Below are 22,914 nucleotides of genomic sequence, written 5' to 3' on the forward strand. Positions count from 1 at the left end.
GCCGCGAGGTCCGCGGGCGCGCGGGTCACCGCGACGACGTCGGCGGCCCAGGCCTCCTCGCCGGGCACCACGGCGGCACCGGCCGCCTCGTACGCCGCGTCGGGGAAGCCCGCTCCCGCTCCGGCCCCCGCCGCGACCACGACGTCGTAGCCCAGCCCGACCAGCCGGCCGGTCGTCGCGGGGGTGGCGGGCACGAGCGGCCCGCCGTCGTCCGGTATGCCGATCCGCATGTGACCCTCCTCGCTCACGTGCGCAACCTACCGTGCGCCGCCGACACGACCGGGCGGAACGTCACGGGCAGCCGGTCGGGCTGCCGGATCCAGGGGCCGCCGGTCCAGCGCAGGTCGGACGCGGGGACGGCGAGCTCGAGGTCGAGCCGGCCGCCGTGCAGCCGCGCGGCGAGGCGCGCGTCGGTCAGCGCGAGCAGCAGCGTCTGCCCCACCCAGGCGGGCAGCGTGAGGTACCCGGCGCACGCGACGGCGAGGAGGGAGTGCACCACCTCGACGTCGTCCCGCAGGCCCGGGTGGGCGACCAGCTCGCCGGCGAGGTCCCGGCGCGGGCGCGCCCGGCGGGCCGCCACGGCACGGGCGAGCGTCCGGTCGGCCTCCTCGACGGCGCCGGCGTCACCGGCCACGAGGCGCCGCGTCAGGTCGTGCAGCCGGTGCCCGTCCTCGGGGTCGAGGCCGACGAGGTCGCCGACGACGAGGTACCCGAGCGCCGACGCGTACTCGGCCATGAGGTCGGCCTCGCCGGTGCCCTCGGGCCGCCGCGCCTCGGCCCGGTGGACGAACCGGTCGACGAGCAGGCCGCAGACGGTCCGCACGCGCGCCGCCGTGCTGCCCTCGGACGCGGCCAGGCGGGCGAACGCGTCGTCGAGCGGCGCGCGCAGGCGCTCGTGCAGGACGCCGTCGGTGTGGTTGGCGGCCCGGCGGCGGTGCGGCGCGAGGATCGCGGCGAGGCCGGACCCGGGCGGCGGGCCGCCGCGCGCGTGCCCGTTCCACCGGCGCGGGTCGGTCACGAAGACGTGGTCGCCCCGCATCACCTCGTAGACGAGCCGCTGCCCGAGCACGAGCCACGCGGGCACGCCGGGCTCGAGCTCGACGGGCGCGACGTCGCCCCACTCGCGCGCGAGCGCGTCGTAGAAGACCCGGGAGTCCGGCAGCGCGGACGCCTCCGCGAGGGGCCGGAGCGCCACCACGCCCGTCATGCCGTCGAGCCGGAGCACTTGCCCGATTTGGTCCGGTTCAGGTAATTTCATGGATCCATCGCTCTGTGCAGTCGTCCTCGATCGCCCAGGGTGAACCCACCCGTGCAGCCGCCACGTCCGTGACCACGGCCCCCGCCATGGCTACGATGTCCGCGAGGGCATACACTGTCGCACCCTCGCACCACCCTGTCGAGACCATCCCGACCAGCCATCGACGACCCAGCGATCGACGAGCCGAATCGACGAACACTTCGCCGAGCAAGGGGGGCACGTGACTCTGTACTCCGAGCGGGAACGCCCGGACGACCTGGTGCAGAGCGTGGCTCGCGCCCTGCGTGTGCTCGAGGTGGTGACGCGCACACCGGGGCTCCCGGTGAAGGCCATCGCCCGGCGCAGCGGCCTGAACCTCTCGACCACCTACCACCTGGTCCGCACCCTGGCGTACGCCGGCTACGTCGCGCGCCTCAAGGACGGCACCTACGACGTCGGCGAGCAGATCAGCAACCGCTTCTACGAGCAGCTCGGCTCGCTCGGCCGGGGCGCCGACACGCGCGAGGTGCTGCGCCATCTCGCCCAGAGCACGGGCTACAGCGCCTACCTGGGCCGGATCAGCGCGGGGCGCGTCGTCATCGTCGACTACGCGGAGGCACCCGGGTCGCCGTACGTCGAGGACCTCGAGCGGGGCCTCGACGTCTCGGCCCACGCCACCGCGCTCGGCAAGGCGCTGCTGCTGGGCATGTCCCGGCGCGAGCGCCACGAGCTCGTCGTCGACGCGGGCATGCGCAAGTTCACGCCCCGCACGGCCACGGACATCTCGGCGCTCGACTCGCAGCTGGCCCGCATGCGGCCCGACACCGTGGTCGAGGAGCACGGCGAGTTCCGGGACGGCATCACGTGCGCGGCCTACCTCGTGCCGCGCAGACAGAGCGAGCCGTCCTGGGCCGTGGGGCTCACGGTGCCGGACGAGGTCGTGCCGCAGCACGCCCGTCGCGAGCTGCGGCTCGTCGCGAGCGACCTCACGTCGGCCTGATCCCGGGTCCGGCGCCGGCTGCTCACGCGGGCACGCAGAGCGTCAGCGCCTCCCGGTGCGCCTCCACCGTGAGCGGCAGGCGCCCGGCCGGCTCGCCGTCCGCGTACGCCACCAGGCCGGCGGGCCCCTCGAGCCGGACGGCGGACGAGCGCAGGGTCGTCACGTCGGGTCGCCGCGTGTGCACGCCCGCCTTGATCCGGCGGTCGAACGCGAGCACCCGGAACCGCCCGACGGCCTGGACCAGCGTGAGGTCCAGCAGGCCGTCCGCGGGGTCGGCGTCGGGGCAGACCGGCACTCCCCCGCCGTAGAACCGCGTCAGCCCCGCCGCGAGCAGGTACCCGTCCTGCACCAGCGGCGGCGCACCGACGGGGTGCACCCGGTACCGCCGGGTCCGCAGCCGCAGCCACTCCAGGTAGACGGCGACGGTGTACCGCGCGGGGCCCGTCGGCCATCGCATGCGGTTGCTGCGCTCGTTGGTCAGCGAGTCGAGCCCCGCGCACAGCACGGTGACGAAGTGGCGCACCGCGCCGTCCGCCGTCGTCACGGTGCCCGCGTCGACCCGGCGACGGGCGCCGTCGAGCACGAGGTCCGCCGCGGCGGCGGGGTCGCCGAGGGGGATGCCGTGCTCGCGGGCGAGGTCGTTGCCGGTGCCGCCGGGGACCACGGCGAGCGGGACGCCGGAGTCGAGCACGGGCCCGAGCACCGCGGCGACCGTGCCGTCGCCACCGACGACGACGAGCGCGTCCGGCGCCTCCTCGACCGCGCGCCGGCCGAGGGCGACGGTCTCGGCAGCGGACGTGCCCTGATGGACGCGGACGTCGCAGCCCCGTTCCCGCAGCCGGTCCGCCGCGACCCGCCCGGCCCGCGCCCCTGCTCCACGCCCCGAGACGGGGTTCACGAGCACGGCGACCTGCCCGCCTGACGGCTGTGTCATGGCGCGTATTCTGCCGGGTCCGCGAGGCGGCGCGGGCCGGCGGTCAGGAGCCGGGCTCAGGAGCCGGGCGCAGGAGGCGCCGGCGGTCCGGCCGCCGGGACCCTGCGCTGCCCGCCGCGCAGCACCGACAGGCTCACCATGCAGGCGATGAAGCCGAGCAGCCAGCCGCCGGGGATGTCGCTCAGCCAGTGGTAGTCGAGCCACGACATCAGGGCGCCCGCGATCACGACGACACCGCCCACCACCGGCACGAGCAGGCGCAGCCGGTGCAGGTCGGGCCGCAGCCCGCTGGCCGAGTACAGGAGGCACAGGATGAAGAACCCGGTGAAGAAGGTGTTGGCGGCGTGCCCGGACGGGAAGGCCTGCCCACCGGCGTGCAGCACGTCCATGTTGTGGTGCGGGCCCGTGCGGCCCAGCCCGAACTTGGTGCCGTACCCGATGGACGCGATCGTCACGAGACCCGCCAGCACGGCCAGCACCGGCCGCCGCGTGCCGACCTGCCACAGCGTGCCCCGGCCGCCCTGCTTGAGCGCCACGTACAGGGCGGTGCCGCCCACCATGGGGATGGTGAACAGGCGCTCGCCCGTGACGGTCGCGACGATGTCGAGGAACGTCTTCGACCAGCCGACCGGGTGGTGGGCGTCCACGTAGAAGTGGAACTGCCAGTCCCAGGCGACGAACGGGCCGCGGACCACCACCTGCCAGATGCACACGGCGAACACGAGCACGCCGAGGATCGCGGCGACGACGGAGCTGCGCCAGGTCGGACGGGTCGGCGGATCGAGCAAGGTCCCTGCTGACTGTGACCCCACGCGTTCTACACCCCTGACCTTCGGTTGCGCCATCGTGCCGATCCTACGGCGTGCGGGGTGAATGGCCGGTACCGAGCGCGTGTCCGCCAGGCGTCGATCCGCGGCGGGTCAGGCGCGCGGCGGCGGCGCGGTGCTCGCCCGGACCCGCAGCTCCACGGGCACCACCTCGTGCAGGTCGGCACCGTCCTGCCCGCGCACCTGCCGCAGCAGGCGCGCGACGAGCCGGCGGCCGATCTCGTCGAAGTCCTGCGCCACGGTGGTCAGCGGCGGCCAGAGGTGCTCGGCGAGCAGGATGTCGTCGAACCCGACGACCGAGACCTCGTCCGGCACGGCCCGGCCCGCCTCGTGCAGCGCCCGGAGCACACCCGCGGCCATCTCGTCGTTGGCGCAGAAGACCGCGGTCACGCCCGAATCAGCGGCCAGCGCGCGGCCCGCGGCGTACCCGGAGCCGGCGCTCCAGTCGCCCTCCACCACGGGCGGCACGACGGCGCCCGCCGCCTCCAGCGCGGCCCGCCACGCCTCGGCGCGCACCTGCGCGGGCGCCGACCCGGCGGGCCCGGCGACGTGGTGCACCGTGCGGTGGCCGAGGTCCAGCAGGTGCTGGGTCGCGCTGCGCGCTCCCCCGGCCTGGTCGGTGCCGACGGCGGGGTGGTGGCCGACGAACCGCGAGTCCGACACCACGACGGGCATGCGCGGGGGCAGGGCGAGCGTGTCCGGCGTCGCCGTCTCGGCCCGCACGATGACGAGGCCGTCGATGGCCTGGTGCGACAGCCGGGCGGCCGCGGCGGCCATGTCCTGCGACGAGGGGCTCTCGACGTCGACGAGGGTGACCGTGTATCCCTCGGTACGTGCCGCCTCGACCACCGCCTCGACCGTCCGGGACTCGCCCGTCCGGGCGAGCCGGTGCGCGATCATGCCGATGGTGCGGAAGCTGCCGTACCGCAGCGCCCGCGCCGCGGTGTTGGGCGCGTAGCCGAGCTGCGCCATCGCCGCCAGCACCCGGTCCCGGGTCGCCGGGCGCACGTTGTCCAGGCCCATCGACACGCGGGACACGGTCTGGGTCGAGACCCCGGCGAGCTCCGCGACGTCGGCCAGGGACGGGCCTCTGCCCTCCACGGCACCCCCCTCCTCGTGCTGCGTCTCCGTGCGGTGTCTCCGTGTTGCGTCTCGGTGTTGCGTCCCGGTCGGCCGCTTGACACCCCGGAAACTCACGAGCACCCTAGTCCCGGTCACCATGTTGACGTCAACACGACGCCATGCTGACCCCCACCCGTGAAGGAGCGATCTCCCGTGACCGTGCTCGCATCGCCACCGGCCGTGCCCCAGACCGCGAGACGGATGCGGCGCCGCTCCCGCTGGACCGGCTGGGGGTTCGTCGGACCGTTCATGGCCGTGTTCGCCCTGGTCTTCCTCGCTCCGATCGCGTACTCCCTGTGGCTGAGCCTGTTCCAGACGCAGCTCGTCGGCGGCACGTCCTTCGTCGGCCTCGACAACTACGTCCGCGCGTTCAACGACCCGCAGTTCTGGTCCGGCGTCGGCCGCGTGACGCTGTTCCTGCTGGTCCAGGTGCCGGTCATGCTCGGCATCTCCCTGCTGGTGGCCCTCGCCCTCGACAGCGGCCGCCTGTACGGGCGCGACTTCTTCCGCCTCACGATCTTCCTCCCCTACGCGGTGCCCGGCGTCGTGGCCGCGCTCATGTGGGGCTTCATGTACGGCGAGCGGTTCGGCCTGGTCGGCAACTTCAACGACCTGCTCGGCTGGAACCTCCCGGCCCCGCTCACCTCGTCCCTCGTGCTCCCGGCGATCGGCAACATTGTGACCTGGGAGTTCGTGGGCTACAACATGCTGATCTTCTACTCCGCGCTGCGCGTGGTGCCCGCCTCGCTCTACGAGGCCGCGGAGATCGACGGCGCCGGCCCGTGGCGGGTCATCAGCGCGATCAAGCTGCCCGCGATCCGTGGCGCCCTCGTGATCGCGACCATCTTCTCGATCATCGGCTCCTTCCAGCTCTTCAACGAGCCGAGCATCCTGCAGCCGCTGTCACCCAACTACATCTCGACGCACTACACGCCGAACCTGTACGCGTACTCGCTGTCCTTCTCCGGCCAGCAGTACAACTACTCGGCCACGGTGGCGATCATCATGGGCGTGCTCACGATGCTCGTGGCCTACGTGGTGCAGCTGCGCGGCATGCGCAAGGAGGCCTGAGCCATGACCAACGTGCTGCTGACGGCGCCCACCACGCGCACCCGCCCGACCCGGCCCCGCCTGCGCGTGCGCCGCTCCTCCCACGCCCGGCCCACGCGCAGCGTCCTGCTCACGGTGCTCACCGCGCTGGTCGGCGTCTACGCCCTCGTGCCGCTCGTGTGGCTGCTCATCAACGCCACCAAGACGCAGCCCGACCTGTTCAGCTCGTTCGGCCTGTGGTTCAGCGGGGACTTCGCCCTCTGGGACAACGTCGTCGGCGTCCTGACCTACGACGACGGCGTCTTCGGCCGCTGGTTCCTCAACACGCTGCTGTACGTGGTGCTGGGCGCGGGCGGCGCCACGCTGCTCGCCCTGCTCGGCGGCTACGGCCTCGCGAAGTTCGACTTCCCCGGCAAGCGGGCCGTGTTCGCCGTCGTCATCGGCGCCGTCGCCGTGCCGGGCACCGCGCTCGCCGTGCCGACGTTCCTCATGTTCGCCAACCTCGGCCTCACCAACACGCCCTGGTCGGTGATCATCCCGTCGCTCATCTCGCCGTTCGGGCTCTATCTCATGTGGACCTTCGCGACCGAGGCCGTGCCGGACGAGATCATCGAGGCCGCCCGCATCGACGGCGCGGGCGAGGCACGCACCTTCTTCCAGGTGTGCCTGCCGATGATGGCGCCCGGCATCGTCACGGTCCTGCTGTTCACCGTGGTGGCGACGTGGAACAACTACTTCCTGCCGCTCATCATGCTGCGCGACCCGGACTGGTACCCCCTGACCCTCGGCCTCAACGCCTGGAACGCGCAGGCCACGACGGCGGGCGGCGAGGCGATCTTCAACCTCGTCATCGCGGGCTCGCTGCTCACCATCCTCCCGCTCGTCGTGGCGTTCCTCCTGCTGCAGCGCTACTGGCAGTCGGGCCTCGCCGCGGGGAGCGTCAAGGAGTGAACGACCCTCACCACTGCCCCCCAGATCTGACGACGAAGTGAGAGGAACACTTATGACCATCCGCCACCACCGCGCCGTCGGCGCGGTCGCAGCGGCCGGCGCCCTTGCGCTCGCCCTGACCGCGTGCGGCTCCGGGTCGGACGACCCCGGCACAGCGCAGGAGGTGTCCCCGCAGGACGTCGCCGCGGCGCTGGAGGAGGGCGGCGAGCTGCTGGTGTGGGCCTGGGAGCCCACGCTGGACCAGGTCGTCGAGGACTTCGAGGCCGAGTACCCGAACGTCGACGTCGAGCTGGCCAACGTCGGCACCGGCAACGACCACTACGTCGCGCTGCAGAACGCGATCGGGGCGGGCTCCGGTGTGCCCGACGTGGCGCAGGTCGAGTACTACGCGCTGCCGCAGTTCTCGATCGCCGGGTCGCTCGCCGACCTGGCGCCGTTCGGCGCGAGCGAGCTCGACGGCACCTACTCCCCCGGCACGTGGAACGCCGTGACCGACGGCGACGCCGTGTACGGCCTGCCGATGGACTCCGGCCCCATGGCGCTGTTCTACAACGCGAAGACCTTCGAGGAGGCCGGCGTCGAGGTCCCCGCGACGTGGGACGAGTTCCTCGAGGCGGCCCGCGCGATCCACGAGCACGACGAGAACACCTACATCCTGGCCGACAACGGCGACGCCGGGTTCGCCACCTCGATGATCTGGCAGGCCGGTGGCCACCCGTTCGCCGTGGACGGCACGGACGTCACCGTCGACCTGGCCGACGAGGGCACCGCGAAGTTCACCGAGCTCTGGCAGCAGCTCATCGACGAGGACCTCCTGGCCGACGTGCCGGGCTGGAGCGACGAGTGGTTCCAGGGCCTGGGCAACGGCGAGATCGCCGCGCTCGTGACCGGCGCCTGGATGCCCGCCAACCTCGAGTCGGGCGCCGCGCAGGCCTCCGGCGACTGGCGCGTCGCGCCCATGCCGCAGTGGACCGAGGGCGCGAACGAGACCGCGGAGAACGGCGGATCCTCGCTCGCGATCACCGAGGCCAGCGACAAGAAGGCTCTCGCGTACGGGTTCCTCGAGTACGCCAACGCGGGCGACGGCGTCGCCACGCGCCTGGCGGGCGGCAACTTCCCGGCCACGCTGGCCGACCTGAACGACGAGGAGTTCCTCGCCGAGGAGCCCGAGTACTTCGGCGGGCAGCGGATCAACGAGGTGCTGTCCGCCTCGGCCACCGGCGTCGTCGAGGGCTGGCAGTACCTGCCCTACCAGGTCTACGCCAACAGCGTCTTCCCCGACACCGTGGGCCAGGCCTACACCGGGTCGACGCCGCTGGCCGACGGGCTGGCCGCCTGGCAGGAGTCGATCGTCTCCTACGGGAACGAGCAGGGCTTCACCGTCACCGAGTGACGCGGCCGCACCACCATCCATGACGACGGCGGGGGCCTGCTCCCCGCCGTCGTCCGTGTCACGAAACACCGAGGAACCCCCTATGCCCACGTTCGAGATCGGGCCCGAGCACTTCCAGCTCGACGGCGAGCCGATGCAAGTCGTCAGCGGAGCGCTGCACTACTTCCGGGTGCACCCCGACCAGTGGGCCGACCGGATCCGCAAGGCCCGGCTCATGGGCCTGAACACGATCGAGACCTACGTGCCGTGGAACTTCCACGCGCCCGAGCGCGGCGTCTTCCACCTCGACGGACGGCGCGACCTGGGCCGGTTCCTCGACCTGGTGGCCGCGGAGGGGCTGCACGCGATCGTGCGGCCCGGGCCGTACATCTGTGCGGAGTGGACGGGCGGCGGTCTGCCCGCCTGGCTGCTGGCCGACCCGGGCGTCGGCATCCGCAGGCACGAGGCGCGGTTCCTCGACGCGATCGGCACCTACTACGCGAACCTGCTGCCGCTCGTGGCGCAGCGCCAGGTGACCCGCGGCGGACCGGTGCTCATGGTGCAGGTCGAGAACGAGTACGGCGCCTACGGCGACGACCCCCTGCCGGAGCGGCAGCGGTACCTGCGCGCGCTCGTGGACCTGGTGCGCGAGCAGGGCATCGAGGTCCCCCTGTTCACGTGCGACCAGGCGGACGACGAGATGCTGGCGCGCGGCGGCCTGCCCGAGCTGCACAGGACCGCGACGTTCGGCTCGCGCAGCACCGAGCGGCTCGAGGTGCTGCGACGGCACCAGCCGAAGGGCCCGCTGATGTGCATGGAGTTCTGGAACGGCTGGTTCGACTCGTGGGGCCTGGAGCACCACGTGGCGCCCGCGGAGGCCAACGCCGCCGACCTGGACGACCTGCTCGCGGCCGGCGGCTCCGTCAACCTCTACATGTTCCACGGCGGCACCAACTTCGGGCTCACCAGCGGCGCCAACGACAAGGGCATCTACCGGCCGATCACGACGTCGTACGACTACGACGCCCCGCTGGCCGAGGATGGCACGCCGACCGCCAAGTTCTGGGCGATGCGCGAGGTCATCGCCCGCCACCGCCCCGTGCCCGACGCCGCGGAGCTCACCGGCCGCGCCACCGCGCCCGCGCTCGACGTCGACCTCGCCGCGCGCGTGCCGCTGGCCCACGCCCTGCCGAGCCTGCTGCGTGAGGACCTGCGTGCCTTCCCGGCCGTGCCCACCACGGACGACCTGGGGCTCTGGTCCGGGTTCGCCGTCTACCGCACGCGCCTGGGCGCCGACGACCTCGTGCTGAGCGTCGAGGAGGTGCGCGACCGCGCCGTCGTCCTGGTCGACGACGAGCAGGTGGGCGTGCTGGACCGCGGGTCGCACACGTTCAGCGTCGCGCTCCCCGCGCGCGCCGGGGACCTCACGCTCCTGGTCGAGGACCAGGGCCGGGTCAACTACGGCCCGCGGCTGGGTGAGCCGAAGGGCGTGATCGGGCCGGTGCGGACCGCGGCCCGCACCCTGGACCGGTGGGAGGTGGGCGCGCTGCGGGTCGAGGACGCGCCCGAGCTGCTGCGCGCGGCCCTCGACGCGCCGGGGCGTGCGCTGCCCGCCGGGCGGCCGGGCGGCGCCGGGCTCTACCGGGGCATGTTCGCGTCGGCGGCCGGCCAGGACCACTTCCTCCGGCTCGACGGCTGGACCAAGGGCCTCGCCTGGGTCAACGGCGAGCTGCTCGGCCGGTACTGGAGCCTCGGCCCGACGCACACGCTCTACGTGCCCGGCCCGCTGGTCCGCGAGGACGGCAACGAGCTCGTGCTCCTGGAGCTGCACGGCACGGCGGCGACCCGGGTGACGTTCGCCCCGGGCCCGGACCTGGGCCCGACGGAGCAGTAACGCCCCGCCCGGGGTCTCCCAGCCCCGCGAGATCTGGTGTTCCCGGCGAGATCTGGCCGTGCGCGACCAGATCTCGCCGGGAACACCAGATCTCAGCGACCGACGATGGAGCGCGTGCCCGCCTGCCACACCTCACGTACCAGAGGCACCCCCGGGCGGTAGGACAGGTACAGGTGGGTCGGGGCGTCCAGCACCGCCAGGTCCGCCCGGGCGCCGACCCGCAGGTGGCCGACGTCGTCGCGGCGCAGGGCGCGCGCCCCGCCCGCCGTCGCCGACCACAGCGCCTCGGCGGGGCTCATCCGCATCTCCCGGACCGCGAGCGCGACGACGAACGGCATCGACGAGCTGAACCCCGACCCGGGGTTGCAGTCCGTGGCCAGCGCGACGGTGGCACCCGCGGCGAGCAGACGGCGCGCGTCGGGGTAGGGCGAGCGCGTCGAGAACTCGACCGCGGGCAGCAGCGTCGCGACGGTGTCCGCTCCGCCCAGCGCGTCGACGTCGGCGCCGGTCAGGTGGGTGCAGTGGTCCACGCTCGCCGCCCCGACCTCGACCGCGAGCCGCACGCCCGGCCCGGCCGCGAGCTGGTTGCCGTGCACCCGCGCGCTGAGCCCGGCCCGCTGCCCGGCGCGCAGCACGGCCCGCGCCTCGTCCTCGTCGAACGCGGTGGGGGCGGCGGGCTCGCAGAACACGTCGACCCACCGGGCGTGCGGCGCGCACGCGGCGAGCATGGGGCCGGTGACGAGGTCCAGGTAACCGGACCGGTCGGTCAGGTACTCGGGCGGGACGGTGTGCGCGCCGAGGAACGTCGTCTCGGGAGTGAGCTCGCGCGCGACGCGCAGCGTGCGGGCCTCGGTCGCGACGTCCAGGCCGTAGCCGCTCTTGACCTCCACGGTCGTGGTGCCCTGCGCGAGCATCTCCGTGACGAGCGCCCGGGCCCGGGTGCGCAGGTCGTCCTCGGCCGCGGCCCGGGTCGCCGCGACGGTCGTGGCGATGCCGCCGCCCGTGTACGGCTCACCGGTCATCCGGGCCGCGAACTCGGCCGACCGGTCCCCCGCGAACACGAGGTGCGCGTGGGAGTCCACGAACCCGGGGAGCACGGCCCGGCCCGCGAGGTCGACGGCGTCGTCGGCCGCGGGGGCCTGCGCCGCGGGCCCGGTCCACGCGACCCGGCCGTCCTCGACGACGACGGCGGCCCCGCGGACGATGCCGAGGGCGGCGTCCGTGTCCGAGCTGGTGCTCAGGGCGGTGCCGGGACCGTCCGGGGGCGCGCCGTGCGCCGGGTCGTGGGTGACCAGCTCGCCGATGTTCGTCAGCAGCAGGCTCATGCGTCGCTCCTCGTCGTGGGCCGGGTCGTGGGTCGGGTCGTGGGTCGGGCCGCCGCCCACAGCTCGTCGACCGCCTCGGCGAGCAGCCCCGCGACGTCGCCGAGCCGGTGCACGCCCCCGCGCACCACGTGCTCGCCGCCCGCGACGACGTCGGACACGTCCGCCGCCCCCGCCACGAGGACCGACTGCGCCGGGTCGGCCCCGGCCGTGCGCACGGTGTCGAGCCGGACCGCGACCAGGTCGGCGGGCGCGCCCGCCGCGAGACGCCCCGCGTCCGGCCGGCCCAGGGCGGCGTGCCGAGTGGCCACCGTGACCAGCTCCGCCGGCGTGAACGCGCCCCGCCGCCCGGTCGCGAGCCGCTCGTGCTCCTCGACGCCGCGGGCCTCGGCGAGCACGTCAGCGCCCACGTGCTGGTCCGTGCCGACCGAGAGCGGGCTCCCGGCGTCCGCGAGCCGCCGGCCGGGGGCGATGCCGTCGGCCAGGTCGCGCTCCGTGGCCGGGCACAGGCACACGCCGGTGCCGCTGCCGCCGAGCAGGGCCACGTCGTCGTCGGTGAGGTGCACCGCGTGGACGACGGTGGTGCCGGGGCCGAGCGCGCCGGCGTCGTGCAGGAGGCGGGCCGGGGTCACCCCGAAGGCCGCGAGCGCCGCCTCGTTCTCCGCGGGCTGCTCGGAGAGGTGGACGTGCAGCGGGGCGCGGGCCTCGTGGGCCCAGCGGGCGACGGCGGCGAGCTCGTCGGGGGTCACGGCGCGCACCGAGTGGGCGGCCGCGCCGACGAGCACGCGGTCGTCGTCGGCCCAGGCGGTGCGCAGCGTGTCGACGCGGCGGGCCCAGCGCTCGACGGTGCGGTCGCCGAACCGGGCCTGCTCGGGTGCGAGCGGCTCGTGCCCGTCCGGGCCGAGGCCGCCGCGCAGGTAGCAGGTGTCCAGCAGGGTCAGGTGCACACCGGCGTCGCGGGCGGCGGCGCGCAGGGCCTCGGCCATGGCGTTCGGGCCGCCCGCGTCGTCGGGGTAGGGGGTGCCGTCAGGGCGGTGGTGGACGTAGTGGAACTCGCCGACCGCCGTCGTGCCGCCGAGCGCCAGCTCGGCGAACACGGCGCGCGCGAGGCGCTCGTACCGCTCCGGGGTGAGGGCCCGCGCGAGGGCGTACATGCCTTCGCGCCAGGTCCAGAACGACCCGCCGCCGGAGTGCGTACGTCCGCGCAGGGCGCGGTGGAAGGCGTGCGAGTGGGCGTCGGCGAGGCCGGGCAGCACGAGCCCGGCCAGGCGGACGTCCTGGTCGGACGGCGGAGTCCCGGGCCGGACGGCGACGATCCGCCCGCCCGCGGTCTCGACGCGCACGGACTCGGCGACGCCGTCGGGCAGCCAGGCCCGCTCGCACCAGTAGGCGGTCATGGTCCTCCTGTCGGTCTCGAGGCGGTCGGCGGCGGGGTGGGTCACGGCGTGCCGACCGCGGATGCCGGGCCGCTCGGGTCCGTGAGCAGGTCGGTCAGGACCGCGGTCAGTGCGCGGACCCCCGCGGCGCAGTCGGCCGGCTCGGCGTGCTCGGCCGGGGAGTGCGAGACGCCGGTCGGGTTGCGGACGAACAGCATCGCCGTGGGCACGCCGGCCGCGGCGAGGATCCCGGCGTCGTGCCCGGCCCCGGTCCCGATCACGGGAGCGGGCAGTGCCGAGCCGGGCCTCCCCACGACGTCGGCCAGCCGTGCGGCGAGCGCCGGGTCGAAGACGGTCGCGGGGGTCCACGACTCCTCGACGAGCCCCCACCGACGGAGCCCTCGAGCCCCGCCGCTGCCGACTGCAGAGCTCGTCCCGGCCGCGGCGCCCGTTCCTGTCAGGAAGTCTGCCGTCGACGGGCCGCCTGGCGGGAAGTCTGCACTCGGCGGGCGGCCGCCGGCGGCGTCCGGGCCGAGGACCGCGCGGACCGCCGCCTCCGTCTCCCCGCGGGCGTCGATCCAGGCGCGGACGCGGGACGGGATCGCGTTGACGCCGTTGGGGTCGACCTCGACCTTGGCCAGCGTCGCGAGCGCACCGGCCTGCTCGGCCGCGGCGCGCACGTCGGTGATGAGCCGCGCGAGGTCGAGCATGGGGTCGTGGCGGTGGGCCAGGGGCGTCGTGCCCGCGTGGTTGGCCTCGCCCGCGAGGTCGACGCGCCATCGCCCGTGCGGCCAGATCGCGGAGCCGACGGCGACCGGCGCGGCCTCGTCGGCGGGCAGGTCGGCGAGGTAGCGGCCCTGTTCCACGTGGAGCTCGACGAAGACGCCGACCCGGGCGAGCGCCTCGGGGTCGTGGCCGTAGGCGTCCGGCCGGACGGCCCCCGCCCGCCCGAGCACCTCCGCGAGGCTGTCCCCCGCGCCGTCGCGCAGCCCGAGCAGGCGCTCGGCCGGCACCGTCCCGGTCATCGCCCGGGACCCGAGGCACGCGAGCCCGAACCGTGCGCCCTCCTCGTCGGAGAAGTTCACGACGCCCAGCGGCCGACGCGGCACGACGCCGGCGGCACGCAGCGCGTCGAGCGCCGCGAACGCGCTCGCGACGCCGAGGGGGCCGTCGAACGCGCCGCCGCCCGGGACCGAGTCGAGGTGGCTGCCGGTCACGACGCCGGGGCCGTCGGCGTCGGGGTCGCCCCACCAGGCCCACTGGTTCCCTGCCCGGTCGACCGTCACCGCGAGCCCGCGCGCGGCCGCCTCGGCGGCGAACCACTCGCGCAGGGTCAGGTCGTGCCCGGTCCACGCGAACCGCTCGTACCCACCCGACGGCGCCCGCCCGACGTCGGCGATCGCGTCGAGCAGCGCGCCGACGCCGGTCACGCACCCTCCCGCATCGGCACCCGCAGGCCGCCGCGCGCGGCCGCGGCCACGGCGTCGTCGTACCCGGCGTCGACGTGCCGGAGGACGCCCGTCGCGGGGTCGTTCGCGAGCACCCGGGCGAGCTTCTGCGCGGCGAGCTCCGTGCCGTCCGCCACGGACACCTGCCCGGCGTGGATCGACCGCCCCATGCCGACGCCGCCGCCGTGGTGCAGCGACACCCAGGTGGCGCCCGACGCCGTGTTGACCAGGGCGTTGAGCAGCGGCCAGTCGGCGATGGCGTCGGAGCCGTCCGCCATCGCCTCGGTCTCCCGGTACGGCGAGGCGACCGATCCGGAGTCGAGGTGGTCGCGCCCGATGGCGATCGGGGCCGCGACGTCCCCCGCGGCGACGAGCTCGTTGAACCGCAGGCCCGCGACATCGCGCTCCCCGTGCCCGAGCCAGCAGATGCGGGCGGGCAGGCCCTGGTACGCGACCCGGTCCTGGGCCGCGCGGATCCAGCGGCCGAGGTGGTCGTTCTCCGGGAACAGGTCGAGCACGGCCCGGTCGGTCACCGCGATGTCGCGCGGGTCGCCGGACAGGGCCGCCCAGCGGAACGGCCCCTTGCCCTCCGCGAACAGCGGCCGGATGTACGCGGGCACGAACCCGGGAAAGTCGAACGCGCGGCCGTACCCCGCCTGGCGGGCCTCGTCGCGGATCGAGTTGCCGTAGTCGAACACCTCGGCGCCCGCGTCCTGGAACCCGACCATCGCCTCGACGTGCCGGGCCATCGACTCGCGGGCCCGCTCCGTGAACCCGTCGGGGTCCTCCTGGGCGAGCGCGGCCCACTCCTCGAGCGTGACGCCCGACGGCAGGTACGACAGCGGGTCGTGCGCCGAGGTCTGGTCGGTGACGACGTCCACCTCGACGCCGCGGCGCAGCAGCTCGGGCACGACGTCGGCGCAGTTGCCGACGACGCCCACCGACAGCGCGCGCCGGTCGCGCCGCGCCGCGAGCGCGAGCTCGACGCCCTCGTCCAGCGAGCCCGCGACGACGTCGAGGTAGCGGGTCCCGACGCGCCGCTCGAGGCGGGCCGGGTCGACGTCGACCACGAGGCACGCGCCGCCGTTGAGCGTCACGGCCAGCGGCTGCGCCCCGCCCATGCCGCCGCAGCCGCCGGTCAGGGTGAGGGTGCCCGCGAGCGTGCCACCGAACCGCTTGGCGGCCACCGCGGCGAACGTCTCGTAGGTGCCCTGCAGGATGCCCTGGGTGCCGATGTAGATCCACGACCCGGCCGTCATCTGCCCGTACATGGTCAGGCCGAGCTGCTCGAGGCGGCGGTGCTCCGGCCAGGTGGCCCAGTCCCCCACCAGGTTCGAGTTGGCGATGAGCACGCGCGGCGCCCACTCGTGGGTGCGCAGCACGCCGACGGGCCGACCGGACTGGACCAGCAGGGTCTCGTCCTCGCGCAGGTCGGTCAGCGAGCGGACGATCGCGTGGTAGCTCGGCCAGTCGCGCGCCGCCCGGCCGGTGCCGCCGTAGACGACGAGGTCGTCGGGCCGCTCGGCCACCTCGGGGTCGAGGTTGTTCATGAGCATGCGCAGCGGCGCCTCGGTCTGCCAGCTCCGGGCGGTCAGGGCGGTGCCCCGCGGGGCACGGACGGCGACGGGGGTGCCCCGGTCGTACGGCTGGGTCATCTGGGTCTCCTTCGGCTCAGGGGTCGGCTCAGGGGTCGGCTCAGGTGTCACGGTCAGTCCAGCGGCCCGACGACGTCGGCGGCCGCTGCGGCGACCCGTCCGCTCGTCACGAGGCCGACCACGTGCTCGATCTCGGGCGCGAGGTGCCGGTCGGGCCCGGGCCCGGCCACCACGGCGCGGACGGCGTCGCGCACCGCACGCGTGCCCGCGGCCGGTGCCTCCGCGCGCAGGTCGAGGGCGCGCGCCCCGGTGAGCACCTCGACGGCGAGCACGCGGGCCAGCCCGTCGAGCGCCCGGCGCAGCTTGCGGCCCCCGGCCCAGCCCATGGACACGTGGTCCTCCTGCATGGCGGAGCTCGGGATCGAGTCGACGCTCGCGGGGACGGCGAGCCGCTTGAGCTCCGAGACGATCCCGGCGGCCGTGTACTGGGCGATCATGTGCCCGGAGTCGACGCCGGGATCGTGCGCCAGGAACGCGGGCAGCCCCTCGGAGCGCGCGACGTCGAGGAACCGGTCCGTGCGCCGCTCGCTCATGCTCGCGACGTCGGCGACCGCGATCGCCAGGAAGTCCAGCACGTAGGCGACGGGGGCGCCGTGGAAGTTGCCGTTGGACTCGACGCGGCCGTCGTCGGTGACCACGGGGTTGTCGATCGCCGAGGCGAGCTCGCGGCCCGCGACCGTGGCGGCGTGCTCGAGGGTGTCGCGGGCTGCGCCGTGCACCTGGGGCGCGCAGCGCAGCGAGTACGCGTCCTGCACCCGGGTGCACGCGGGGTCGCCGTGCTCGTCGAGCTCGCGGTGGCTCGCCATGAGCGGTGAGCCGGCCAGGACCCGGCGCAGGTTCGCCGCCGACGCCGCCTGGCCCGGGTGCGGCCGCAGCGCCACGAGGTCCTGCGCGAACGGGGCGTCCGAGCCGAGCAGGGCCTCGACGGACAGGGCCGCCGCGACGTCGGCGGTGGTGAGCAGGCGGCGCAGGTCGTGCACCGCGAGGCAGAGCATGCCGAGCATGCCGTCGGTGCCGTTGATGAGGGCCAGCCCCTCCTTCTCGGCGAGCACCAGCGGCTCGATCCCCGCGGCGGCCAGCGCTCCGGCGGCGTCGACGAGGGCGCCGTCGGCGTCGCGCACCCGGCCCTCCCCCATGGCCGCGAGCGCCACGTGCGCGAGCGGCGCGAGGTCGCCCGAGCAGCCGAGCGACCCGTACTCGTGGACGACGGGCGTGAGGTGGGCGTTCAGCATCGCGGCGTAGGTCTGCGCGGTCGCGGGCCGGGCGCCGGTGTGCCCGGTGACGAGGGTCGCCAGACGCAGCAGCTGCAGCGCGCGCACGACCTCGGTCTCGACCTCGGGCCCCGAGCCCGCGGCGTGCGAGCGGACGAGGCTGAGCTGGAGCTGGGCGCGCTGCTCGGCGGGGATGTGCCGGCGGGCGAGCGCACCGAAGCCGGTGGAGACGCCGTAGTGGGGCACGGTGTCGTCGGCGAGGTCCTCGATGACCGCGCGGCTGCGGGCCATGCGCTCGAGCGCGTCGGCGTGGACCTCGACGGGGGCCCCGTGGCGGGCGACGGCGACGACCTGCTCGACGCCGAGCGGCGTGCCGTCGAGGACGACGTGGGAGTCGTGCCCAGGAGTGTGCAGGGTGCTCATGGCCCCATCGAACCCCGCAGGGGCGCGGTCGGCGCGGGGCCGGGCACGGATAGGGTCTGGGATACGAGACAGCTCACGGGGAGGTCGCAGTGGCGGGGAGCAGCACGGTCCCGGCGGCGCGGAGCACCGCGCGTCTGCTCACCTTCCTGGCCGCGCAGCCCGGCCCGGTGCCTGCGGGCGCGATCGCGCACGGGCTCGGGCTGCCGCGCTCGAGCGTCTACCACCTGCTGTCGGTGCTGCGCGACGAGGGGTTCGTGCGGCACTTCCCCGACGAGCGCCGGTACGGGCTGGGCGTGGCGGCCCTCGGTCTGGGCAGCGCGTACACGCGTCAGGCGCCGCTGACCCGCCTGGCGGCGCCCGTGGTCGCGCGCCTCGTGGAGAGCACGGGCGAGAACGGGCACCTCGCCGTCCTCAACGGCCGGGAGGTGCTGTACCTCGTGGAGCAGCGTGCCCCGGCGCGCCCGCCGCTGGTGACCGACGTCGACGTCCACCTCCCCAGCCACCTGACCGCGAGCGGGCGGGCCGTGCTCGCGCTGCTGCCGCCCGCGCAGGTGCGTGCCCTGTACCCGACGCCGGGGTCGTTCACCGACCTCACCGGCGCCGGGCCGGGCACGCTGCGCGAGCTGCGGACGGTGCTCCGGGAGAGCCGTGCCCGGGGCTGGGCCGAGGAGGACGGCGAGGTGTCGGTGGGCTTCGCGTCGGTGGCGGCCGCCGTCGTCGACCACACGGGCCGGCCCGTGGCGGGCCTGGCGCTCACGTTCCGGTCGGAGGCGTACGACGGCGACGCGCGGGCCGGTCTGGCCCGGCACGCCGCCGTCGCAGCGCGGGAGGTGAGCCGCCGTCTGGGGGCCCGGTAATGGTGCCGAAAAGATTCCCGGAACGGCTTGGTGCGAAATTCAGCGACAGGTGCCGCGGAATCGCAGATCAGGCCCTCGAGAGATCGCTCAGCGGAACCGTGAACTCCCGCGTACGGAGGACTCCCGTCGCCACCACGACGGCCTCCTTGCCGGTCCATCCGCGCCGGATGGCCTTCACCACGCCCTGGGAGCCGCGCTCGGTGCTCGACACCCCGGTGACCTTCACGGCGACGCCCGCCGCAATTCCATCACCCATCATCGACTGCTTTCCTTCATGAGCGGGCCTGGTGCCCGCACGGGGGGTGGCGAAATACTTCCCCACCCTCAAGGAATGCGTCAAGAGAAAAAAGAAATGAAGAAATAGAACGCGACGGCGACATTCGTGTCCGCACATTTCTTCACCCGGCAGGCCGGGGCCGGGCGCTGATCGACCCGGGGCGACCCGGACCACGACCGCGAAGCATCCGCCCAGCCCAGATCGCCTACAGTGGGCCTCGCACCCCCCTCACCGCCGTCCTGGGAGATGTCTTCGTGAGTGCAGAGTCCCGCGAGTTCCGACTGCTCGTCACCGGCGGAGGGACCGGCGGGCACACCTACCCGGCGCTCACGACGCTCCGCGCGCTGCAGGCCCGGCTGGTCGCGGACGGCACCCCGGTCGGCGTGCTCTGGGCCGGGACGGCGGACGGGCTGGAGGCACGGGTCACGGCGTCGGAAGGCATCCGCTTCGTGCCCGTCGCCACGGGCAAGCTGCGCCGGTCGGCCAACCCGCTGGGCATGCTCACCACGGCGAACATGAAGGACATGGCGCGGGTGCCGGTCGGCGTCGCGCAGGCCCGGTCGATCGTCGCCGACTTCCGGCCCGACGTGATCCTGTCCACGGGCGGGTACGTCGCCGTGCCCGTCGGGCTCGCCGCGCACATGCTGCGCCGTCCGCTCGTGGTGCACGAGCAGACCACGGGGCTCGGGCTGGCCAACCGCCTGCTGGCCAAGCGAGCCACACGCGTGGCGGTGTCGTCGCCGCCGACCCTCGACCTGCTGCCCGAGCGCGTGCGCGAGCGGGCCGTGGTGACCGGCAACCCCGTGCGCGCCGAGGTGCTGACCGGCGAGCCGCTCAAGGCCGTCGACGCGCTGGGCCTGGACTCGTTCGACCCCGACCTGCCCGTCCTGTACGTCACGGGCGGGGCGCAGGGCGCCGCGCAGATCAACACCGTGGTCACCGACGCCCTGCCCTGGCTGCTGCAGCACGCGAACGTGGTCCACCAGTGCGGGCCCGACCACCTTCCGGCCATGTTCGAGCGCACCGCGTCCCTGCCCGCCGAGCTCGCGGCGCGCTACCGCGTCCTGGGTTTCGTGGGCCCCGAGCTGCCCGACGTGCTCGCCCTGGCCGACCTCGTCGTGTCCCGCAGCGGCGCCGGCACCGTGGCCGAGCTGACCGCGCTGGGCAAGCCGTCGGTGCTGATCCCGCTGGCGTCGTCGGCCGGGAACGAGCAGGCCGAGAACGCGCGCCGGCTGCAGTCCCTCGGCGCGGCGATCGCCCTCGAGGGCGACCTCACCGTCTCCGACCTCCGCGGGGCCCTCGCAGGCCTGCTCGCCGACGCCGGGCGCCGCGGGCGCATGGCCGACAACGCGCGCGCCGACGGCCGGCCCGACGCCGCCGACCGGCTGGTCGACGTGCTGCTCGAGGCTGCGGGGAGCTCCTGACGCCGGCGGTCAGCCGCCCCCGCCGGCCGGGCCGAGCGCCTTGGCCAGCAACCGCGCCAGCTCCCGCAGCTCGGCCCCGTCGAGGACGGCGAACGGCGTCCGCTCGAGCGTCCCCGCGATCACCTCGGCGCGGGCCTGCCGACCCTCGTCCGTCAGCACGACGACGCGCGACCGGCGGTCGTGCGGGTCGGTGGCGCGCTCGGCGTACCCGCGCTCGACGAGCTGCTTGACCACGAAGCTCAGGTTCGGCGCGTTGCAGTGCAGCCGCTCGGCCATCACCGTCATCGACGGCGGCGGCTCCTCCGGATCGATCGCGACCTCGACGACACGCCGGTCGACCTGCTCCTCAACAACGCGGGCATGGGCCCCGCCGGCCCCTTCCTGGAGCGGCCGCTCGAGCCGAACCAGGTCGCGGTCGACCTGAACATCACGGCCCTCATGACGCTCAGCCACGCGCTGGGCCGCACGATGGCGGCCCGCGGGCGCGGCGGCATCATCAACGTCGCCTCGACGGCCGCGTTCCAGCCCATGCCGTACCAGGCCGGGTACGGCGCGACCAAGGCGTTCGTGCTGTCGTTCACCGAGGCACTCGCCGAGGAGCTGCGCGGCACCGGCGTCCACGTCATGGCCGCCCACCCCGGCGGCACCGACACCAGCTTCTTCGAGGGCACCACGCACACGATGGACCCACGGCGCGTCGACGCACCCGGCGACGTCGCACGCCGCACCCTCGACGACTTCGCCCGTCGCCGGAGCGCGTCCTACCCGGGCCGACGGCTCAACCAGGTCGGCTCCTGGGCCGCGCGCTTCCTCCCACGCACCACCACCACGCGCCTCACGGCCTGGGTCAACCGCACCGTGGGCATGGACACGGTCCGGGCGGAGTGAGCTCATGAAGTCACGAGAACCCGATTGAACCGACCGGACCTTTCACCCGTCGTGAGGGGCAGAGGCCGGCGCAGGGTCGGCCCGCGAACGAGAGGGGCCCACGTGCGCACAGGAGCAAAGGTCGGCATCGGCGTCGGGGCGGCGGTGGTCGTCGTCGGCGCGGCGGCGGCGATCTGGGGTCCCGGGCTCTACGCGGACCGGGCGAACTCGGTCGCCGCCGACGCCCCCGCGCTCGAGCAGCCGGCGGCGGCGCTGCCCGACGCCGACGCGGTGGCGGGCACCTGGACGATCGGCGAGGGCTCCTTCGCCGGCTACCGGGTCGAGGAGGTGCTGCAGGGCAACGACGTCACCGTCACGGGCCGGACCGAGGACGTCTCGGGTTCGGTCACCGTGGCCGACGGCGCGATCTCGGCGGCGACCGTCGAGGTCGACGTCGCGAGCGTCGCGACGGACGAGCCGCCCCGCGACGTCTACTTCCGCGACCAGGCCATGGAGGTCGGTGACTTCCCGACCGCGACCTTCGAGCTCACCGAGCCCGCGCCGCTCGAGGAGGGCGCGACGGCCGTCGAGCTCACGGGCACCCTCACGATCCACGGCGTCTCGCAGCCCGCGACGGTCGAGGCCGAGATCGCCGGCGACGCCACGAGCGGCGAGCCCGTCCAGGTGGTCGGCAGCGTGCCGATCACGTTCGCCGACTTCGACGTCGAGGCACCCGACCTCGGCTTCGTCACGGTGGAGGACGATGGGAGCATCGAGTTCTCGCTCCAGCTCGAGCAGTAGCGCAGGGAGGTGACCGTGAGACCAGGCGCGAGCGCCGAGGACGAGCTCCTCGCCGCCGTCCACGACGCGCACGCCGACGCGCTGTTCCGGTACGTCGTGCGGCGCACGGGCGACGAGGAGGAGGCGCGCGACGTCGTGCAGGAGACCCTGCTGCGCGCGTGGCGCCACCCCGACGTGCTCGAGCGCTCCGAGGACTCGGTGCGGGCCTGGCTGTTCACCGTCGCGCGCAACCTCACGGTCGACCACCTGCGCAGCGCCCGCCGTACGCGCGAGCGGGCCACGGGTGAGGTACCCGACCGCGTGGAGCGGGACACGACGCAGGCCGTGCTCGACTCCTGGCTCGTGGCCGACGCCCTCGTCTCGCTCTCGCCCGCGCACCGGGCGGTCGTCGTCGGCGCGTACTACGGCGGCCGCTCGGTGGCCGAGCTGGCCGCGGAGATGGGCATAGCTCCCGGCACGGTGAAGTCGCGCCTGCACTACGGGCTGCGCGCGCTGCGCCTGGCCCTGCAGGAGAAAGGAGTCACGGCATGATCCCGGCGGCGGACGACGAGCACGCGGGCGACCGGTACGCCGACTGGGACGCCGCGTACGTGCTGGGCGCCCTGAGCCCCAGCGACCGCAGGGCGTACGAGCGGCACCTGGCGGAGTGCGACACGTGCCGCGGCGCCGTCGCGGAGCTCGCGGGCATGCCGGGTCTGCTCAGCACCCTCACCGCGGCGCACGCCGAGGCCCTGGCGGCCGACGCGCCCGGCCCCGACCACGGACCCGGGAACGACCTCGGCCTCCCCCACCCCGGGGGCGCCGACGTCGTGCCGCTGGCGAGCCTCGCCGGGGCGGCGCGCCGGTCCCGGAGACGGCGCCGCACC

At 74.8% G+C, this 22,914-nt stretch carries 22 protein-coding genes and 1 pseudogene; 11 read left to right on the forward strand and 12 right to left on the reverse strand.

The window, feature by feature from the left end; genetic code table 11:
* Together HLB15_RS15135 and HLB15_RS15140 are read right to left on the reverse strand one after the other, a co-directional pair.
* A pseudogene (locus tag HLB15_RS15135) lies at nucleotides 1-230 on the reverse strand (Re/Si-specific NAD(P)(+) transhydrogenase subunit alpha); the annotation flags it as partial.
* Nucleotides 231-244: 14 nt separating this feature from the next.
* Nucleotides 245-1,225, reverse strand: a complete 981-nt coding sequence (locus tag HLB15_RS15140; RefSeq protein WP_171106598.1) for a cytochrome P450 family protein — start codon at nucleotides 1,223-1,225, stop codon at nucleotides 245-247.
* Nucleotides 1,226-1,478: 253 nt separating this feature from the next.
* Here HLB15_RS15140 and HLB15_RS15145 point away from each other — a divergent pair, with 253 nt between their 5' ends.
* Nucleotides 1,479-2,237, forward strand: coding sequence for an IclR family transcriptional regulator (locus HLB15_RS15145; protein WP_171106599.1), 759 nt, complete (start codon nucleotides 1,479-1,481; stop codon nucleotides 2,235-2,237).
* Nucleotides 2,238-2,259: 22 nt separating this feature from the next.
* Here HLB15_RS15145 and HLB15_RS15150 read toward each other — a convergent pair whose 3' ends face one another.
* The 3 genes from HLB15_RS15150 to HLB15_RS15160 all read right to left on the reverse strand — a co-directional run bounded on the left by HLB15_RS15150 (nucleotide 2,260) and on the right by HLB15_RS15160 (nucleotide 5,099).
* Complete coding sequence (locus HLB15_RS15150) at nucleotides 2,260-3,171, reverse strand: diacylglycerol kinase family protein (protein WP_171106600.1); 912 nt, start codon at nucleotides 3,169-3,171, stop codon at nucleotides 2,260-2,262.
* A gap of 56 nt (nucleotides 3,172-3,227) precedes the next feature.
* The gene (locus tag HLB15_RS15155) at nucleotides 3,228-3,959 is read right to left on the reverse strand and encodes a phosphatase PAP2 family protein (RefSeq protein WP_171106601.1); all 732 of its coding nucleotides are present in this window, start codon (nucleotides 3,957-3,959) and stop codon (nucleotides 3,228-3,230) included.
* A gap of 132 nt (nucleotides 3,960-4,091) precedes the next feature.
* Nucleotides 4,092-5,099: a LacI family DNA-binding transcriptional regulator gene (locus HLB15_RS15160; protein ID WP_229785023.1), complete on the reverse strand. Its 1,008-nt coding sequence runs from the start codon at nucleotides 5,097-5,099 to the stop codon at nucleotides 4,092-4,094.
* 222 nt (nucleotides 5,100-5,321) lie between these two features.
* Between HLB15_RS15160 and HLB15_RS15165 the strand changes: the two genes are divergently transcribed.
* From HLB15_RS15165 to HLB15_RS15180, 4 genes are all read left to right on the forward strand, one after another.
* Nucleotides 5,322-6,191: a carbohydrate ABC transporter permease gene (locus HLB15_RS15165; protein WP_171106617.1), complete on the forward strand. Its 870-nt coding sequence runs from the start codon at nucleotides 5,322-5,324 to the stop codon at nucleotides 6,189-6,191.
* Between the two features lie 3 nt (nucleotides 6,192-6,194).
* A complete protein-coding gene (locus HLB15_RS15170; RefSeq protein ID WP_171106603.1) occupies nucleotides 6,195-7,121 on the forward strand; it encodes a carbohydrate ABC transporter permease in 927 nt (308 codons plus the stop codon).
* A 52-nt stretch (nucleotides 7,122-7,173) separates the two neighbouring features.
* A complete protein-coding gene (locus HLB15_RS15175) occupies nucleotides 7,174-8,514 on the forward strand; it encodes an ABC transporter substrate-binding protein (protein ID WP_171106604.1) in 1,341 nt (446 codons plus the stop codon).
* An 82-nt stretch (nucleotides 8,515-8,596) separates the two neighbouring features.
* A complete protein-coding gene (locus HLB15_RS15180; RefSeq protein ID WP_171106605.1) occupies nucleotides 8,597-10,387 on the forward strand; it encodes a glycoside hydrolase family 35 protein in 1,791 nt (596 codons plus the stop codon).
* Nucleotides 10,388-10,479: 92 nt separating this feature from the next.
* Here the strand turns inward: HLB15_RS15180 and hutI are convergent, their stop codons facing one another.
* The 5 genes from hutI to hutH are packed head-to-tail and all read right to left on the reverse strand — an operon-like array spanning nucleotide 10,480 to nucleotide 17,822.
* Nucleotides 10,480-11,712 carry an imidazolonepropionase gene (gene hutI / locus HLB15_RS15185; protein ID WP_171106606.1) on the reverse strand — a complete coding sequence of 411 codons (1,233 nt, stop codon included), beginning with the start codon at nucleotides 11,710-11,712 and terminating at the stop codon, nucleotides 10,480-10,482.
* On the reverse strand, nucleotides 11,709-13,106 hold the full coding sequence (locus HLB15_RS15190) for a formimidoylglutamate deiminase (protein WP_171106607.1): 1,398 nt from the start codon (nucleotides 13,104-13,106) through the stop codon (nucleotides 11,709-11,711). Before HLB15_RS15190 ends, hutI begins: the two co-directional genes overlap by 4 nt.
* Nucleotides 13,107-13,147: 41 nt before the next feature.
* Entirely contained in the window at nucleotides 13,148-14,515 is a 1,368-nt protein-coding gene (locus HLB15_RS15195; RefSeq protein WP_229785021.1) for an allantoate amidohydrolase, read from the reverse strand.
* Nucleotides 14,512-16,188, reverse strand: coding sequence for a urocanate hydratase (gene hutU / locus HLB15_RS15200; RefSeq protein ID WP_171106608.1), 1,677 nt, complete (start codon nucleotides 16,186-16,188; stop codon nucleotides 14,512-14,514). The genes HLB15_RS15195 and hutU overlap by 4 nt, the downstream gene beginning before the upstream one ends.
* Before the next feature lie 53 nt (nucleotides 16,189-16,241).
* Nucleotides 16,242-17,822, reverse strand: a complete 1,581-nt coding sequence (gene hutH, locus HLB15_RS15205) for a histidine ammonia-lyase (protein ID WP_171106609.1) — start codon at nucleotides 17,820-17,822, stop codon at nucleotides 16,242-16,244.
* A gap of 89 nt (nucleotides 17,823-17,911) precedes the next feature.
* Here hutH and HLB15_RS15210 point away from each other — a divergent pair, with 89 nt between their 5' ends.
* The gene (locus tag HLB15_RS15210) at nucleotides 17,912-18,679 is read left to right on the forward strand and encodes an IclR family transcriptional regulator (RefSeq protein ID WP_171106610.1); all 768 of its coding nucleotides are present in this window, start codon (nucleotides 17,912-17,914) and stop codon (nucleotides 18,677-18,679) included.
* 67 nt (nucleotides 18,680-18,746) lie between these two features.
* Here HLB15_RS15210 and HLB15_RS15215 read toward each other — a convergent pair whose 3' ends face one another.
* Nucleotides 18,747-18,935 carry a hypothetical protein gene (locus HLB15_RS15215; RefSeq protein WP_171106611.1) on the reverse strand — a complete coding sequence of 63 codons (189 nt, stop codon included), beginning with the start codon at nucleotides 18,933-18,935 and terminating at the stop codon, nucleotides 18,747-18,749.
* Between the two features lie 275 nt (nucleotides 18,936-19,210).
* Between HLB15_RS15215 and HLB15_RS15220 the strand changes: the two genes are divergently transcribed.
* Nucleotides 19,211-20,380, forward strand: a complete 1,170-nt coding sequence (locus tag HLB15_RS15220) for a UDP-N-acetylglucosamine--N-acetylmuramyl-(pentapeptide) pyrophosphoryl-undecaprenol N-acetylglucosamine transferase (protein WP_171106612.1) — start codon at nucleotides 19,211-19,213, stop codon at nucleotides 20,378-20,380.
* Between the two features lie 9 nt (nucleotides 20,381-20,389).
* Here the strand turns inward: HLB15_RS15220 and HLB15_RS23790 are convergent, their stop codons facing one another.
* On the reverse strand, nucleotides 20,390-20,833 hold the full coding sequence (locus HLB15_RS23790) for a MarR family winged helix-turn-helix transcriptional regulator (RefSeq protein ID WP_311979586.1): 444 nt from the start codon (nucleotides 20,831-20,833) through the stop codon (nucleotides 20,390-20,392).
* On the opposite strand from HLB15_RS23790, the gene HLB15_RS23795 reads away from it, so the two are divergent.
* The 4 genes from HLB15_RS23795 to HLB15_RS24570 form a co-directional block, all read left to right on the forward strand.
* Complete coding sequence (locus HLB15_RS23795) at nucleotides 20,720-21,268, forward strand: SDR family NAD(P)-dependent oxidoreductase (protein WP_283243413.1); 549 nt, start codon at nucleotides 20,720-20,722, stop codon at nucleotides 21,266-21,268. The genes HLB15_RS23790 and HLB15_RS23795 overlap by 114 nt on opposite strands.
* Nucleotides 21,269-21,370: 102 nt before the next feature.
* Nucleotides 21,371-22,048, forward strand: coding sequence for a YceI family protein (locus tag HLB15_RS15230; protein WP_171106614.1), 678 nt, complete (start codon nucleotides 21,371-21,373; stop codon nucleotides 22,046-22,048).
* A 9-nt stretch (nucleotides 22,049-22,057) separates the two neighbouring features.
* Entirely contained in the window at nucleotides 22,058-22,579 is a 522-nt protein-coding gene (locus HLB15_RS15235) for a sigma-70 family RNA polymerase sigma factor (RefSeq protein WP_171106615.1), read from the forward strand.
* The coding region (locus tag HLB15_RS24570; protein WP_171106616.1) for an anti-sigma factor family protein at nucleotides 22,576-22,914 on the forward strand (339 nt) is incomplete at its 3' end. The genes HLB15_RS15235 and HLB15_RS24570, both read left to right, overlap by 4 nt.

Origin of the sequence: Promicromonospora citrea, assembly GCF_013004695.1 — a bacterium.
Taxonomy (GTDB): domain Bacteria; phylum Actinomycetota; class Actinomycetes; order Actinomycetales; family Cellulomonadaceae; genus Promicromonospora; species Promicromonospora citrea.